This is a genomic window from Mesomycoplasma ovipneumoniae, assembly GCF_038095975.1.
GTDB classification, from domain to species: domain Bacteria; phylum Bacillota_I; class Bacilli_A; order Mycoplasmatales; family Metamycoplasmataceae; genus Mesomycoplasma; species Mesomycoplasma ovipneumoniae_C.
Genome location: NZ_CP146003.1, coordinates 886,037 through 902,972, shown reverse-complemented (window position 1 = coordinate 902,972; position 16,936 = coordinate 886,037). Strand labels below are relative to the sequence as shown.

11 protein-coding genes and 1 CRISPR repeat array are annotated in these 16,936 nt (G+C 28.4%); of the genes, 8 read left to right on the top strand and 3 right to left on the bottom strand.

Features of this window, described 5'->3' with window-relative positions; genetic code table 4:
- Positions 1–245: 245 nt before the first annotated feature.
- Positions 246–1,142: a CRISPR direct-repeat array (repeat unit 36 nt; unit sequence GTTTTACTCTAGTAAGAAATTGTACAGCACAAAAAC).
- A 67-nt stretch (positions 1,143–1,209) separates the two neighbouring features.
- From V3255_RS03200 to cas1, 3 genes are read right to left on the bottom strand one after another with little or no spacing between them, the layout of a single operon-like run.
- Positions 1,210–1,983, bottom strand: a complete 774-nt coding sequence (locus V3255_RS03200) for a hypothetical protein (RefSeq protein ID WP_333503825.1) — start codon at positions 1,981–1,983, stop codon at positions 1,210–1,212.
- The gene (cas2, locus tag V3255_RS03195) at positions 1,983–2,315 is read right to left on the bottom strand and encodes a CRISPR-associated endonuclease Cas2 (RefSeq protein ID WP_282861141.1); all 333 of its coding nucleotides are present in this window, start codon (positions 2,313–2,315) and stop codon (positions 1,983–1,985) included. The genes V3255_RS03200 and cas2 overlap by 1 nt, the downstream gene beginning before the upstream one ends.
- A complete protein-coding gene (gene cas1, locus V3255_RS03190) occupies positions 2,302–3,183 on the bottom strand; it encodes a type II CRISPR-associated endonuclease Cas1 (protein WP_333503824.1) in 882 nt (293 codons plus the stop codon). Before cas1 ends, cas2 begins: the two co-directional genes overlap by 14 nt.
- Before the next feature lie 303 nt (positions 3,184–3,486).
- Between cas1 and cas9 the strand changes: the two genes are divergently transcribed.
- From cas9 to cysS, 8 genes are all read left to right on the top strand, one after another.
- On the top strand, positions 3,487–7,272 hold the full coding sequence (gene cas9 / locus V3255_RS03185; protein ID WP_333503823.1) for a type II CRISPR RNA-guided endonuclease Cas9: 3,786 nt from the start codon (positions 3,487–3,489) through the stop codon (positions 7,270–7,272).
- Between the two features lie 371 nt (positions 7,273–7,643).
- Positions 7,644–10,016: a leucine--tRNA ligase gene (gene leuS, locus V3255_RS03180; protein WP_333503822.1), complete on the top strand. Its 2,373-nt coding sequence runs from the start codon at positions 7,644–7,646 to the stop codon at positions 10,014–10,016.
- Positions 10,017–10,022: 6 nt separating this feature from the next.
- Entirely contained in the window at positions 10,023–12,017 is a 1,995-nt protein-coding gene (locus V3255_RS03175) for a DHH family phosphoesterase (protein WP_337903153.1), read from the top strand.
- Positions 11,998–12,435: a 50S ribosomal protein L9 gene (rplI, locus tag V3255_RS03170; protein WP_069096481.1), complete on the top strand. Its 438-nt coding sequence runs from the start codon at positions 11,998–12,000 to the stop codon at positions 12,433–12,435. Before V3255_RS03175 ends, rplI begins: the two co-directional genes overlap by 20 nt.
- Positions 12,428–13,825, top strand: a complete 1,398-nt coding sequence (dnaB, locus tag V3255_RS03165) for a replicative DNA helicase (RefSeq protein ID WP_333503820.1) — start codon at positions 12,428–12,430, stop codon at positions 13,823–13,825. Before rplI ends, dnaB begins: the two co-directional genes overlap by 8 nt.
- Entirely contained in the window at positions 13,825–15,063 is a 1,239-nt protein-coding gene (locus V3255_RS03160; protein ID WP_318084745.1) for a CNNM domain-containing protein, read from the top strand. Before dnaB ends, V3255_RS03160 begins: the two co-directional genes overlap by 1 nt.
- Positions 15,041–15,736, top strand: coding sequence for a YgjP-like metallopeptidase domain-containing protein (locus tag V3255_RS03155; RefSeq protein WP_303438870.1), 696 nt, complete (start codon positions 15,041–15,043; stop codon positions 15,734–15,736). The genes V3255_RS03160 and V3255_RS03155 overlap by 23 nt, the downstream gene beginning before the upstream one ends.
- Complete coding sequence (gene cysS, locus V3255_RS03150; RefSeq protein ID WP_333503819.1) at positions 15,723–16,931, top strand: cysteine--tRNA ligase; 1,209 nt, start codon at positions 15,723–15,725, stop codon at positions 16,929–16,931. The genes V3255_RS03155 and cysS overlap by 14 nt, the downstream gene beginning before the upstream one ends.
- Positions 16,932–16,936 lie beyond the last annotated feature (5 nt).

Here is a 16,936-nt window from a genome sequence, read left to right as displayed (position 1 = left end):
ATGATATGCCATAAGTGGCAACATGTTGGTAGAGCCATTTTGTTCAATTAATGAATTGTACAGCGCCAGAACAGCGGCATTTTAAGGTTCCCTTTTCTAAATGTTGTTTTACTCTAATAAAATATTCTGCTAAACAATGGCTATAATTGCCCTTGCGTCTTGCCTTGTTGTATTCATCTCTTACTCTAAAATGCAATTTTATTACATACACACATGTTTTTTTCATACGCCTCCTGATGTCTTCTGTTTTACTCTAGCAAGAAATTGTACAACACAAAAACAAGCTCATCAATTTCTGCTCTGATGTTTTTGTTTTACTCTAGTAAGAAATTGTACAGCACAAAAACGCAGTTTTAAATAAAATTATTAAGAAATACGTTTTAATCTAGTAAGAAATTGTACAGCTCAAAAACTATCATTTCATTTTATACCAGAAGCTGGTGGTTTTAATCTAGTAAGAAATTGTACAGCTCAAAAACTGCCCGGTTGTTATATCGGAGATTACTTCTATTTTACTCTAGTAAGAAATTGTACAGCTCAAAAACTGCCCGGTTGTTATATCGGAGATTACTTCTATTTTACTCTAGTAAGAAATTGTACAACACAAAAACCAAAAATCCAAAAAACATTAGTTAAAAATTGTTTTACTCTAGTAAGAAATTGTACAGCACAAAAACATGACTTTATTGTTATAATAATGATTTTGTTGTTTTACTCTAGTAAGAAATTGTACAGCACAAAAACTCAATTTTGAATAATTAAAGAAAAAGAATATGTTTTACTCTAGTAAGAAATTGTACAGCACAAAAACTAAGGGCAAAGTCCCTTTTTTATTTGTCAAGTTTTACTCTAGTAAGAAATTGTACAGCACAAAAACAAAACATAGTCTGTATTAAGATATATAGCTGTTTTACTCTAGTAAGAAATTGTACAGCACAAAAACCACTATTTTACTTTATTTTAAATAAAAAGAGTTTTACTCTAGTAAGAAATTGTACAGCACAAAAACACCTAACCGAAAGTATAACCGAAAACTATGGTTTTACTCTAGTAAGAAATTGTACAGCACAAAAACATCCTTAAAAATTTAAATACTTTTTTAAAAAGTTTTACTCTAGTAAGAAATTGTACAGCACAAAAACCTCATTTCCAAGGAAAAAAGGTATTTTTTTTAATTTTTAAACTAAAAAATCAGTTATAAAAACGTTTTTAGTTTAAAAAGCTTGTTTTTATTTTGTAAAAATGCATTTTTGCTGCCATTTTTTCTTCTTCAGAAGTGTATATTAACTCATCTTCATCGATAGGACGATTTTTGAGATTTTCAAAATATCGAATAATCGGCAAATTATCAATTACATCAATTACAGTTTTCTGTGAATAAAAAGCAACTAATTCAAGTTCGCTAAATTTGGAAATATATTTTGTAAAATCATTTGTCAAAATTAGGAAAGTTATATTATTATATTTAAACAGTTTTTCAAATTTTATATAATCAAGATCTTTTAGAATTACAAGTGTCTGTTTCATTGTACTAAAAATAATTTCGGCTAGATTCTCAAAGTTTTCCTTATTTATTAATATGTCATTTTCAATGTTAAAAATTGCTTTGATTAGTTTTACATTATCAATTTCATAATTTAAAAATTCAAATCCTAGCTTTTGATTGATTTTGTCAACAATTCCATCGATTTTTTCATTCCGAAAAAAGATGCTTTCGCTTCAATACTCATCGTTAATTATGGAATCACCAAGTCAGTTTTTAGCGCTTAAACTTAAAAATTCTGAAAATTTTGTCAAATTAGTAATTAAAACTGAATCTTTTAGTGATATTTTTCTTGACATAAGTTCAAAGACCTTTGATTCAGTTTCATATTCATAATTAAAAAGATGACTCAAAAATAGATCTGTATTTTCAGTTTCAATGATTTTTACGTTAGTTTTAAGTTGGACTGTGTTGTTAAGGTTATTAAAAAATTTTAGCATTATAGTTTGATATAATCCTCCTCTAAATTATAGAGTTCATTTTTGGACTTTGTACCATTAAGAATTTCGATGTTTTGGTATTGTTTTTCAGTTAACATCGCAATTCTAATATTTGAATTTTTTGGAATAATTCTTAAAAGTTTCTTTTTCTCACTGTTATATTGAAGGTGAGTTGGAATTATTTTAGAATAAATCGAGTATTGCAACCTGACATAGCCAAGTTTATAAAGTTCCTTAATGAATTTGTTATAAAGTTTATTATCATCTTCATTAATATAATAAATGTCATACATTAATAAAATTCGCATTTCTCTAGTATTAACTTTGATCACTTTCTGTAGTAATTTCCTTATAATTTTCTTTTAAATTAAGGATGTCCATAATTTCAAATTCCATATATTTGCTAAATTTAATATGTTTGCCTTTATATTCAATATGCTGGCTAAAAGATTTAAAAAGCGCTTCTTTAAAATCTTGAAAATTAAGAAATTCAGCATTGATATGATTATAAACAATCTGGTCAACTCAATAGCGATAAGGTTCCATTAAATCACAAGCAAGCGGAAAATTGTTATTAAAACTTTTATGGTAAATTCCAAGCCGATTATCAAGACCTTTGCCACAAATAATCCGGGCAACATAACTAAGTAAGACAATATAACCGTAATTTAATAGGATGTTAATATTATCATCACCGTCTTGGTCGCGAATAAAACCTTTACCAAACAAAAGTTTAAAATATAACTTTGCCGCATGGCCTTCGCGATTGTTAGTGTCATAAGGTTGAACATCGTGGAAATAGTCTCACATTTTGGCTTCATCTTCTGAATTAATTTTCTGAATTGACTTTAAAACACTTATGGATCTTTGAATTTTTAGTTTAATTATTTCTTGTCAAGTTTTAGTTTTATACGGAATATCTCATTTTATTTGCTCTTGAAAAATCTTATTATTATAGTAGCCACTGTAAGGAATGATTAATGATTGTGGTAAATGATTTTTGCAAATAATAATGTTTACCTTTTTTTCAACAAGTTCATTAATGACTGGAATTGATATAGTTGCTCTGTCATTTTCAAAAATTAAGACATCAACTGTATCAATTGGGAAAACAAATTTTTCACTGTCTTTTTTGATCACAATGTTGTTTAGAAAAAGATAAACGTATTCTGATTCGCTAATTTCAATGATTTTTTTCATAGTAATGCTCGTTTTTTTATAAGAATAAAAAAAATAAAAAAATAAATAAAAAAATAAAAAATGGTGTATAATTAATTTTGCATACATGAGTATGCGCACTAAATTTTACTCTAGTAAGAAATTGTCGCACAAAAATAAGACGCATTATGCTGTCGAATTTCCCCACCTAGTGGGGTTTTTTATTTTTTAGTAAAGGTTAATGCTTAAATTTCTGTTAAAATTTAATAAATGGCGAATTATATTATTTAATAATCAATAATAAAAAAGCAAAAATTAATATTTTGAGCAGAAAGGTTTAAAAATATGCATAATAAAAAAAATATTACTATTGGCTTTGACCTCGGGATTGCATCTGTTGGATGAGCAATTATTGATAGCACAACAAGCAAAATACTTAACTGAGGTACACGAACTTTTGAAGAAAGAAAAACTGCCAATGAAAGACGCGCTTTTCGTTCAACTAGAAGGAATATTCGTCGAAAAGCATACCGAAATCAAAAATTTATTAACCTAATATTAAAATATAAAGACTTATTTGAACTTGAAAATATTAGCGATATTCAACGAGTTAATAAAAAAGATACAGAAAATTATGAAAAAATACTTTCATTGTTTACAGAAATATATAGAAAATGCGCGGCAAAACATTCAAATATTTTAGAAGTAAAAGTTAAAGCACTTGATTCTAAGATTGAAAGATTAGATTTAATCTGAATATTGCATGATTACCTTGAAAATCGTGGCTTTTTTTATGATTTAGAAGAAGAAAATGTTGCTGATAAGTATGAAGGAATAGAACATCCTAGCATTTTATTGTACGATTTTTTCAAAAAAAATGGCTTTTTTAAATCAAACAGTTCTATTCCAAAAGATTTGGGCGGTTATAGTTTTTCTAACTTACAATGAGTTAATGAAATTAAAAAACTTTTTGAAGTTCAAGAAATTAACCCAGAATTTAGCGAAAAATTTTTAAATCTTTTTAGTTCAGTTAGAGATTATGCAAAAGGCCCAGGATCTGAACACAGTGCTAGTGAATATGGTATTTTTCAAAAAGATGAAGACGGAAAAGTTGCTAAAAAATACGATAATATTTGAGATAAAACTATAGCAAAATGCTCATTTTTTGTCAAAGAAAATAGATCTCCTGTTAATTATCCATCTTATGAAATTTTTAACCTGTTAAACCAATTAATTAATTTAAGTACCGAGTTAAAAACTGAACATAAAAAAATATGACAATTAAGTTTGAACGATAGAAATGAACTTCTTGATGAATTATTAAAAGTAAAAGAAAATGCAAAAATTATATCAATTTCACTCAAAAAAAATGAAATTAAAAAAATAATCCTTAAAGATTTTGAGTTTGAAAAATCAGATATTGATGATCAAGATACAATTGAAGGTAGAAAAATTATCAAAGAAGAACCAACTACAAAATTGGAAGTAACAAAACATTTATTGGCAACAATTTATTCCCATTCTTCTGATTCTAACTGAATAAATATTAATAATATATTGGAATTTTTGCCATATTTAGATGAAATTTGCATAATTCTTGACCGTGAAAAAAGTCGCGGGCAAGACGAAGTTTTAAAAAAATTAACTGAGAAAAATATTTTTGAAAAATTAAAGATTGATAGCGAAAAACAGTTAGATTTTGTTAAATCCATTTTTAGTAATACAAAATTTAATTTTAAGAAAATTGGTAATTTTTCACTTAAAGCAATAGATGAATTTTTGCCAAAAATGTTTGAACAAAATAAGAACTCAGAATATTTGAAGTGAAAAGATGAAGAAATAAGAAGAAAATGGGAAGAACAAAAAGCTAAATTAGGAAAAACTGATAAAAAAACTAAATATTTAAATCCGAGAATTTTTCAAGACGAAATTATTTCACCTGGAACAAAAAACACATTCGAACAAGCAGTTTTAGTTTTAAACCAAATTATCAAAAAATATTCAAAAGAAAATATAATTGATGCAATTGTCATCGAGAGTCCGCGTGAAAAAAATGATAAAAAAACAATTGAAGAAATAAAAAAGAGAAATAAGAGCGGTAAAGATAAAAATCTTAAAAAATTATTTCAAATTTTGAATTTAGAGAATAAAGGTTATAAACTTTCTGATTTAGAAACAAAGCCTGCTAGACTTCTGGATAAATTAAGACTTTACCACCAACAAGATGGCATAGATCTTTATACATTGGAAAAAATTGTCATAGATGATTTGATTAATAACAGCCAAAAATATGAAATTGATCATATAATCCCATATTCAATGTCTTACGATAATTCGCAAGCAAACAAAATATTAACAACAAAAGCAGAAAACCTAAAAAAAGGAAAATTAATTGCTAGCGAATATATAAAAACAAAGGGTGATGAAATTTATAACAAATACTATGAAAAAGCAAAAGACTTATTCGGTAAAAAGAATAAAGTGAATAAAAATGCTAAAAAATTAGATTCTTATGTCGATTTGGATGAAGATTCTGCAAAAAATAGATTTAGATTTTTAACACTACAAGATTACGATGAATTTCAAGTTGAATTTTTAGCCAGAAACTTGAATGACACAAGGTATTCAACAAAATTATTCTATCATGCACTTATAGAGCATTTTGAAAATAATGAGTTTTTCACATATACTGATGAAAATTCTAGCAAGCACAAAGTAAAAATATCAACAATTAAAGGTCATGTTACCAAATATTTTAGAGCAAAATCGAACAACATCAATAAGCGAGAAATTGAAAAAAATCGTGAAAATAACGAGCATCATGCTGTTGATGCGGCAATTGTTGCAATTATTGGTAACGAAAATCGTCAAATCGCTAATCTCTTAACACTTGCAGATAATAAAAATGATAAAAAATTTCTTCTTTATGACGAAAACCACAAAGAAAATATCGAAACTGGTGAGTTAGTTAAAATTTCGAAGTTTGAGGTTGAAAAGCTTGCAAAAGTCGAAGATTTAAAGAAAATAATTCAAGAAAAATATGAAGAAGCAAAAAACCATACCCCTATAAAATTTTCACGAAAAATTCGCAATATTTCAAATGGTGGTCTGTCAGATCAGACGTTATATGGGTTTAAATATGACGAAAAGGAAGATAAATACTTTAAATTTATTAAGAAAAATCTTGTTACAACCGAAAACAAAGATTTGAGAAAATATTTTGAAAATCCTTTTGGCAAAACAGTTGACAAAAAAGGCGTGGAAAAAAGTGAATATACAGTTTTAATGGCGCAATCACATTTGTCGGAATTTAATAAATTAAAGGAAATTTTTGAAAAATATAATGGCTTTAGCAAGGATACTGGAAAAGCTTTTGTTGAATATATGAATGATTTGGCGTTGAAGGAACCAACTTTAAAAGCTGAAATTGAATCAGCAAAATCAGTCGATAAATTGCTATATTATAATTACAAACTGTCTGATGAGTTTACTTATTATGATAATATTAATAATAAAAATTTTAAGCGATTCTACAAAAACATTAAAATTATTGAGTACAAATCTATTCCAATAAAATTCAAAATTTTAAGTAAGCATGATGGTGGAAAATCTTTCAAGGATTCGCTATTTTCGCTTTATTCGCTAGTTTATAAAGTTTACGAAAATGGGAAGGAAATCTATAAATCTATTCCAGTTACTTCAGAAATAAGAAAATTTGGAATTAATGAATTTGATTTTCTTGATGAAAATTTGTACAATAAGGAAAAACTCGATATTTACAAATCTGATTTCGCAAAATCGATACCTGTTAATTGCAAGCCAGTTTTTGCGCTTAAAAAAGGGACAATTTTAAAGAAAACAAGTTTAGATATAGATGATTTCCAAGAAACAAAAGAGACGGAAGAAGGAAATTATTATTTTATTTCAACAATATCCAAAAGACTTAACAATGATACAAGGTACGGGCTAAAACCGCTTAAATTAAATGTTGTTAAAACTGTTGCTGAACCGCCAACAAATTCAATTTTTCAACAATATATACCTATCCATCTCGATGAATTAGGGAACGAATATCCTATAAAAATAAAAGAACACACCGATGATGAGAAGCTAATGTGCACAATTAAATAACTATTTGCCCATTTTCATAGTAAAAGTTTACACAAAACACTAAATATTTAATATTCCCGTTTTTGCTTTTTTTGTTTATACTTTTGCTGTTCCTGTTTTTATAAATTTGTTTGAAAACTTCTGTAAAATGTAAAATTTTGGCTTTTAAAATCTTTAAATTCAGCAATTTTAATGTATTTATTTTGTCTACAATTGTCAATTTCAATTGTTTATTTTAACTCGCCTTTTAAATCGTCAAAACTAATATACTAGTTTACCTTTGTTTTATTAGTTTTTCTATTTAGAGCTTTGGATTTATCACAAAACCACTAATTTTGTATAACTTTATACTCATTTTAGCCTTTTTATATTATAATTTAATATTTAGTATCATGTATGACCATAAATTAATAGAAAAAAAATGACAAAACTATTGGCAAAAAAATAACGTTTTTCAAACGAGTGAATCTTCAGACAAAAAAATCTATATTTTAGATATGTTTCCTTATCCTTCGGCGGCCGGACTCCATTTAGGGCATCCAATTGGATATACAGCATCAGATATAATTGCAAGATTTAAGCGGCTTAATGGTTTTGATGTTCTTCACCCGATGGGTTGAGATGCCTTTGGTCTTCCGGCTGAGCAATATGCAATTCAAACAGGCAACCATCCTGCTGATTTTACTAAGAAAAATATTGAAAATTTTAAAGAGCAAATAAATTCTTTTGGTTTTTCATATGATTGAAGCAAAGAAATTAACACAAGTGATCCAAAATTTTATGAACAAACCCAGTGAATTTTTAAGCTTTTATACAAGGTTGGCCTAGCTGAAATTCGCCAGACACAAGTAAATTGATGCCCAAAATTAGGCACAGTTTTAGCAAATGAGGAAATAAGTCGTGACAAAGACGGAAATTTAGTAAGTGAACGAGGCAGTTTTCCTGTTGAAATCAAAAAAATGGATCAGTGGGTGCTAAAAATCACAAAGTATGCCCAAAAATTGCTTGATGGACTTGAGAGTATAAATTTCCCTGACTCACTAAAGTTACTCCAGCAAAAATGAATCGGCAAGTCCCAAGGCGTTATTCTTAAGTTTTACTTTGAAAATAGTCAAGATTTTATTGAAATATTTACAACAAAAATTGAGACTATTTATGGTGTTAGTTTTTTGGCTATTTCACCTTTGCATGATTTTGCAACAAATCTTGCAAAAAAAGATGCAAAAATTAGTGACTACATTGAAAAAAACAGTTTTTCTAGTCCCAAACTTCAGAGTCAAATTTCTGGTATATTCACTAATTTATACATGATTCACCCGTTAAATTCTAAAAAAATTCCGCTTTATATTGCAAATTATGTGCTAAATGACTACGGAACTTCGGCAATTATGGGAGTTCCAGCTCATAATTTAAATGATCTAGAATTTGCTAAAATTTTTGCAATTGACTATTCAGAAGTAATAAATGACAAAAATATCCTGATAAATTCAGCAGAATTTAACAATTTTGAAGTTGAAAAAGCTTCGAAATTAATTTTTGAAAAATTAGAAAAGTTAGGGCTGGCAAAAAAAAGTATTTCTTATAAAATTAAGGACTGAGTTTTTTCAAGACAAAGATATTGAGGCGAGCCTTTTCCTGTTTATTTTGACCAAAACGGCAAAATTTATCTTGAAGAAAAAATTGTCGAACTGCCACATTTAGAAAAAATTGTTCCCTCAGGCGATGGTCAGTCCCCGCTTGCCTTACAAAAAGATTGAGTTTTTTTTGAAAAAAACGGCAAAATCTACCGCCGCGAAACTAACACAATGCCCCAATGAGCCGGAAGTTCGTGGTATTATCTTGCTTATATTTTAAAACAAAAAGATGGAACATATTTAAAATTAGACTCAAAAGAAGCTTATAAAAAATTGCAAAAATGACTTCCAGTTGACATTTATATCGGCGGACAAGAACATGCAGTTGGTCATTTACTTTATTCGCGTTTTTGACATAAAGTTTTATTTGAAGTTGGAATTGTGCCAAATTTTGAGCCTTTTGACAGAGTTATTCACCAAGGAATGTTACTAGGGCCTGACGGTCAAAAAATGTCTAAATCCAAAGGAAATATTATTAATCCTTATACAGTTTTAGATAAATATGGTGCTGATAGTGTGCGAATTTTTCTCATGTTTATGGGGCCAATTAATGAAAATCGCGCCTGGGATGAAAAAGGTGCAAATTCAATTTATGCTTGAATTCAAAGGGTAATTAGAATTATTTTAAAAGATTACAAAATTGATCCTGAGCTCGAAAAAGACTCTGAATTTAGTTACTTTTATAATAATTTTGTCTTTGAAATTACTAATTTAGTCCAGGATTTTAAGTTTAACGTGGCTATTTCTAAATTAATGGTGTATATTAATTTTTTAAGTAAACTTGATTCAATACCGTCAAAAAAATATCTTGTTGATTTTTTAGTGATTTTATCGATTTTTGCCCCTCATATTTCAGAGGAATTACTTGAAAAATTAGAGCAAAAACCACTTCATTTTCACGCCTGGCCTCAGTTTGACAAGAACAAAATTGTAAAAAATACTTATAATTTACCTGTTTCAATTAACGGTAAAACTAGAGCAATTTTGGAATTAAATGATGACCAAAGCCAAGATGAAATTATCGAAATTGCCAAAAAACACTATAAAATACAGCATTTTTTAGAAAATCACTCAATAGTCAAGACAATTTTTGTAGCTAAAAAAATCTTAAATTTCATTGTAAAAAAATAAGCACTCATGAAAAAATTTCTTTTCCCGTTTTCAATTTCATTTATAAGTTTTTTACTTGAAATTACAACTTTATTACTAAAAGTTATTTTTAATGACGCTTTTGATTTTTACCTTTTTTTCATATTAGCCGTCGGAATTTTCATAATTTTCATTATCTCGCTAACAGTTGGAATTGTTGTTTTTTATCAATTTATAATTAAGCAAAATCACTTTTATTACCAAAAATTCGACCTTATTAACGAGGAAAATAATATTGGAATTATCAATTTGTCATCAACTTACAAAATTACAAAAGTTTCCAAATATGTTAAAGATTTATACCCAGAAAGACTAGTAAACCGTGATATTTTTTATCTTTTTCCCCAATATAAAAAGGTCGAAGATATTCCGCCAAAATTTGAGATAAAAAGGGGAAATAATTGATTTGAAATTAATTATAATAAATTTGCATATTGAATTTCTTATCGTGATATCACACTTTTTAAGTCAATTTCGCAAGGTTATGAAAATAATTCGCTTGTTTTTGCAGAGGTTGAGGTTGATAATTTTGTCTCAACAAATTTTCGCAGTAGCGATCAAGACTACCCTAAAATCAAAATTTTTATTAATGATTTTTTTGAAAAACTGTCACAAAAATATAAATTTTTGTACAAAGAATACGCAGATGGCCGGATTATGTTAGTTTTACATTATGAGACATTTGTACTTTGACAAAAAAATCATTTTTACATTTTTCGCGACGAGAGCACTAAAATTGATGATACAACCGAAGTTTGATTTTCAGTCGGTTTTGGCTTTGGCACAACAAATTTAGTCGAAGTAAAAAGACTAGCAAATGAGGCCTTAATTTTTTCAAAAACCCGTGGTGGAAATCAAGTTTCAATTTATCCTTATGGAAAAAGACCTTTTTCTTATGGTTCTTATAGTGAATCTCTCAGCCTCCATTCGCTTGTTAGACTTAGAAGAATTGCTCGTCTTTTAGTTGAAAAATTGGAAAAAATTGATAATATAATAATTTATGGCCACATTAATTCTGACTTAGATTCATTTGGTTCTGGCTATGTTTTGGGTAATTTTTTAAAAAGATATGCTGAAGTTATTTATAAAAGAAAAATTAATTTTTATATCCAAAACCAGACTTTTGACACTACCACAACAAGATTTTTATCGCAAGCTGATTTTATCAAGAAAAATATTTTTATATCGCGTTCAGTTGCCTCAAAAATTACAATGGCCTCAAAAAATAATGACACCTGCCTTGCCATTTTAGTTGATGTCTCTGACGTTGAGCGAATTGAAAACAAAAAAGCTCTTGATCAAATCAATTTGGAAAATGTTTTTGTCTTTGACCATCACGGAATTAATTCCAAAATGCAAGGAATTTTGGAATTAATTCATGACTATATTGATGTCTCATCTTCATCAACATGTGAAATTATTACCCACTTAATTTTGCTAACAATTCATTCAGATATAAGCATTGATCAAGAATGGGCTCAAATTTTGCTTAACGGTTTATATGTTGACTCGGCCCAGTTTAAAAAAACCGCTAGTGCCTCAACTTTTGCGGCCGTCTCCGCCCTTGTTCGTTGAGGTGCAAAAACTGCAAAAACTGGTGAATTTCTCAAACTTAATGAAAATGAGTCAAAAATTATTAAAGAAATTCTTGAAAATGTCACCGAAGTTAAGCCAGGTTTTTTTCTTGCAAGTCTTGATCGGGAAATTGAAACTGATTTAGTCTCGATTGCTTGTGAGCAAATTTTATTAGTTAAAAATCGTCAAGCCGCCTTTGTCGTGGCCAAATTACCCCAACAAAAAAATTATAAAATGTCAGCTCGAGGTGTTGAAAATGTTAATGTTCAATATATAGCAGAGCAAGTTGGTGGAGGTGGAAATGTAACTTCAGCAGCTGCTTATTCAACAGTTGAGACTTTTTCTGAATTTGTTGAAAATATTAAACTTGCAATTCAAAGGAGAGAATATGAAAGTAATTCTACTTAAAGACACAAAAGATGGTCGTGCAAACACTGTTGTTGAGGTTTCAGCTGGTTATGCTAGCAATTATTTGTTTAAAAATAATTTAGCCGAACCTTTTAATCCAAGAACTGAAAAACTTTTAAAAGAAAGGCTAAAAAAAATTGAAGCTGAAAAGGAAAATAAAAAAAATCAGGCAATTCAACTTAAATCTCAAATTGAAAATACTGTTTTGTGATTTAAATTAAAAGGGACACTTGATTCAGTCCACGGGGCAATTTCGGCTAAAAAAATAAAAAAGGAGCTTGAGACCAAAGATATTTTTATTGACAAGCACTTAATTCAAACTCCAGGAATTTCCAATTTTGGAACTAGTTATGTCACTATTAAATTAAGTCCTGAAATTAGTGCTACTTTAAAAATAAACGTTGTAAAAGATGAATAATTCGCGATATACTTCCCCTGATATTGAGTCCTTTATAATTTCTTTTTTGCTTTCAAATCCCAGAAAAATTATCAATTATATTGACGCAATTGACCCAAATGATTTTAGCGATCTAAGACTAGTTGAGATTGCAAAAGCAATTAAAACTGTGGTTGCTAGCGTTCCTGATCCTGAAGTTAATTTAATAATTGAAGAACTGCAAAAAAATCAAAAGCTGGAAAAAATAGGCGGAAAATCATTCATAATTTGACTTTATAATAATAATTTTTCGCTGCCTTCAGAAATTACTTCGCATCTACGGATTGTCAGCGAGAAAAAAACTCTGCGTCAGCTCAAAAAAATTATTGAAGAATCAAGTCATGAACTAGACTTTGGAAAAAAAACTTCCATTGAAATTACAAGCCAAATTGTTGACAAAATTAATCTTTTGACTTTAGATAGCACCAAACAGTCTTTTTATTCAATTTATGAAATTGCCCAGGAAATTTTTCAATTTATTACCGAACTTCGCACAAGTCAAAATGTTATTAAAGGAATTTCGACTGGTTATGATAATTTAGATGTGGTAACCTCTGGTTTTCAAAGGGGTGAACTTGTAATTTTAGCAGCTCGACCGTCAGTTGGAAAAACGGCTTTTGCCCTTAATTTGGCCTGAAATGTTTGCAAAAGTGGAAAATCTGTGCTATTTTTTGCCCTTGAAATGTCAAACACAGATTTAGGAACTCGGCTTTTATCACTTGTCTCAGGAATTGAGGCCAATAAATTCAAAACACCAAAAAATTTACGTCCTGAAGATTTAATAAAAATTGAAAAAGCAATCTCAAAACGACTAAAAGAGGCAAAACTCACCATAAATGACTCAGGTTCGATCAATATTGACGACATTTTTTGAGAAGTTCAAAAACGCTATCGCAACAATACCAAATATGATCTGATTATTTTTGACTATTTGCAACTAATAAATTCAAGTGCAAATAATCAAAATTACAACCGTCAAGTCGAGGTTTCAATTATTTCCCGAAAATTAAAACAACTAGCTCGTGCAGTCAATACGCCAATTATTGCTCTGTCGCAACTTTCAAGAAATGTCGAGCGAAGAGAAGATAAAACTCCTTTGCTTTCAGATCTGCGTGAATCTGGAGCTATTGAGCAAGATGCTGACCTTGTTGCTTTTTTACATCGGGACAACTATTATAATAAAAGAGAAGATGATCAGTCTAATTTTGACAGTGGACCAAATACAAAATTAATTATCGCAAAACACAGAAATGGCCCAACTGGAACGCTATTTTTTAATTTTTTACCTGAAATTGGCCAGTTTATTGCTGCCCTTGATTTTAATGTTGCAAACAAAAATAAAAATAATATAAATTTAGGATTAGAGGACTAATGCCAGGTTATTTTATTGCTTTAGGAATTGTTTTATTATTTTTATTTTTAATTTCGGCCATTTTTTCAGCAAGTGAAACTGTTTTTACCGCCACAAGTCGGGCAAAAGTTGACGAAAATATTTCTGATTCTTTCTGAGGAAAAAAGCAAATTCTTAAATATTATGACAATTATGAAAAAACTTTGACAATCATTTTAATTTGAAACAATATTGTCAACATCGGAATTTCTATTATAATTTCGGCGCTTTTTTCTAATTTAGCAATTAATGAATCTTTGCAAATTTTAATTTCAATAGCAGCAACAACTCCGCCGTTAATAATTTTTGGTGAAATTTACCCTAAAATTTTTGGTCGAAAAAAACCAATTTTATTTTTGAAAGCTTTTTGATTTTTTATTACTTTTTTTTATTACTTTTTATTTCCACTGGCAGCTTTAATGACTAAATTTGTCAAAAAAATCAATGTAACAAATACCGAAAATGAACTAAAAAAAATAATTTTACAAGCTCACCAAGAAGATGTCCTTGAAAAAGACGAATCTGACTTGGCAATTAGAGCGCTTGAATTTGACTCTTTTACAACCGCCAAACATTTTACCAAACTTGAAGATGTTGTCTTTGTAAAATATGAAGATAGTCTTGAATCGATCAAAGAAGTAATAATTGACTCAAATTTTTCAAGAATTCCTGTTTGAAAAGACGACAATTTTGTTGGAATTTTACTTTCAAAAGACATTTTGCACCTTGATAAATTTGACATTAACGATCATATAATAAAAACTCCTCTTCTTCTTTCGACATCTTTGATTAAAACAAATTATGAGATTTTGAAAAAATCAAAATCTCATTTAGGATTTGTAGTTGAATCAAATAAATCACAAAAAATCGTTGGAATTCTTACATTTGAAGATATACTTGAGTGTCTTTTGGGTCCAATTTATGATGAATATGACTATCGTGATGACCTTGATTTTTATCAAATTAGTCCAAATCAGATTACAACAAAAGCTGAAACTTCTATTTTGACAATTAACAAAATTTTAGCAGTCAATCTTCCTGTTAGTTTTAAAAATTTAAATCAGTGACTTTTATCCCAAAGTTCGAAAAAAAAGCTGGTTTTAGGGGCAAAATTCTATTTTGACTGGCCAACATACAAACTTGAATTTGAAATTATTGACAAAAGCGCAAATACAATCGAGCTAAAAATAACCAAAAATGAATTCCAACAAAAAAGCTAAGTTTCGCGAACTAAAAATAGACCTAAATGGTCAAAAATATCCTATTTTTGTTGAATTCAGACCTAAAAGTTCGCGCCTGATAGTTAAATTAGTTGATGACTATATTTTAGTTCAGACCGGACTTGTCTTAAGCGATGAAGTTTTAATCAGGAGTGTCAGAAATTCAAAATATTTTAATAAAATTATCAATATTTTGCCATTAAGACAAGTACTACACTTTTCTGAGTCTTTTTTTTACCTTTTTGGTAAAAAAAACTATTTTAGCTTAATAAAAACAAAAAATAAACTCTATTTGCAAAGTCAGTTTGCTATTTTTTCCTTAGGTCGGCCAAAAAATATTGAGGCTAAAATTGAAAAACTGTTAATGAAACATTTTGAAGACTATTTAATTCAGCGAACAAAATTTTGAACTAAAACCTTAGAAGTTCCTGATTATATAGTCAAATTATCACGAAAAAATACATCCTGAGGCACCAATTATTATCGTCAAAAAATTCATTATAGCAAATATTTATTTGCATTTTCAAAGGAAATTATTGATTATGTAATTGTTCATGAGGTTGTTCACCATTTTTTTCGCAACCACGGCAAGCTTTTTTGGGAAAAAATTGGTAAAATTATACCTAATTATACAGATTTAGTTAAAAAATTAACGAATTATGAGCTCAACTAAAAGTAATTTGAATGTTTATCTTTGCGGTCCTACGGTTTATAATCACGTTCATATCGGCAATTTAAGGTCGGTAATTGTGTTTGATTTTTTAGTTTCTGTATGAAAATATTTTGGCAAAAAAGTTAATTTTGTCCAAAATATCACTGATATTGATGACAAAATTATCGAAAAAGCAATGGAATTAGGACTAACTGAAGCTGAATTAAGTCAAAAATACATTTTTGAATATTTTAGCGTTCTTGAAACATTTAATGTTAAAAAACCAGACAAAATAATAAAAGTAACTGAAATTCTTGACAAAATTATTGACTATATTGTCGAGTTAAAAGATAAAAATTTTACTTATTTTAATCAAAACGGCGACCTTGTTTTTGAGGCAAGTAAAATTGCAAATTACGGTGTAATTTCTCAACAAAAAGTCCACAATTTGTATCAAAAAGATCGGCAAAGTAAATCTGTAAATGATTTTGTTTTGTGAAAAAAAACAAAAAAAGGCGTACTTTTTGACTCGCCTTTTGGCCTAGGAAGACCTGGCTGACATACTGAGTGTTCTGCAATTATTTATAATCATTTTGAGAAAAATTCAGTGGATATTCACGGAGGTGGTGTTGATTTGATTTTTCCGCATCATGAAAATGAAAATGCCCAACATTTTGCACTAACAAATGAACCAATTTCAAAAAAATGAATTCGTGTTGGCTTTGTAAATTTTAACGGTAAAAAAATGTCTAAATCAATAGGAAATATAATTTTTGCAAAAGAATTTGCAAAAAAATACGATCCAGATGTTCTTCGTAGCATTTTTTTGTCAATAAATCCAAGTGTCCCGATTAATTTAACAGATGAATTAATCCAAAATCACCAAAAATTAATAACAAAATACAAAAAAATTTATTTTGATTGAATTCTTAACCCTAAAGAAATTGAAAAAAGCCTTGTTGAGGAAATTTTATCACTTATCGAAGAGCAAAAATTTTCTAATGCTATTTTTTTAATCTCTAACCTAGCAAAACAAAAAAAGAATTCAGAAATTGTCTTTATATTCAAATTACTAAGATTTAGCTTTACAAAAAAAGAAATTAACTCTGAAGATCAAGAAAATATTCAAATTTGAAAAAAACTTCTTGAGCAAAAAAAATATGAAGAAGCTGATAAATATCGCGAAAAATTATGGAAAAGGTTCATTTTTTCATAATTTTT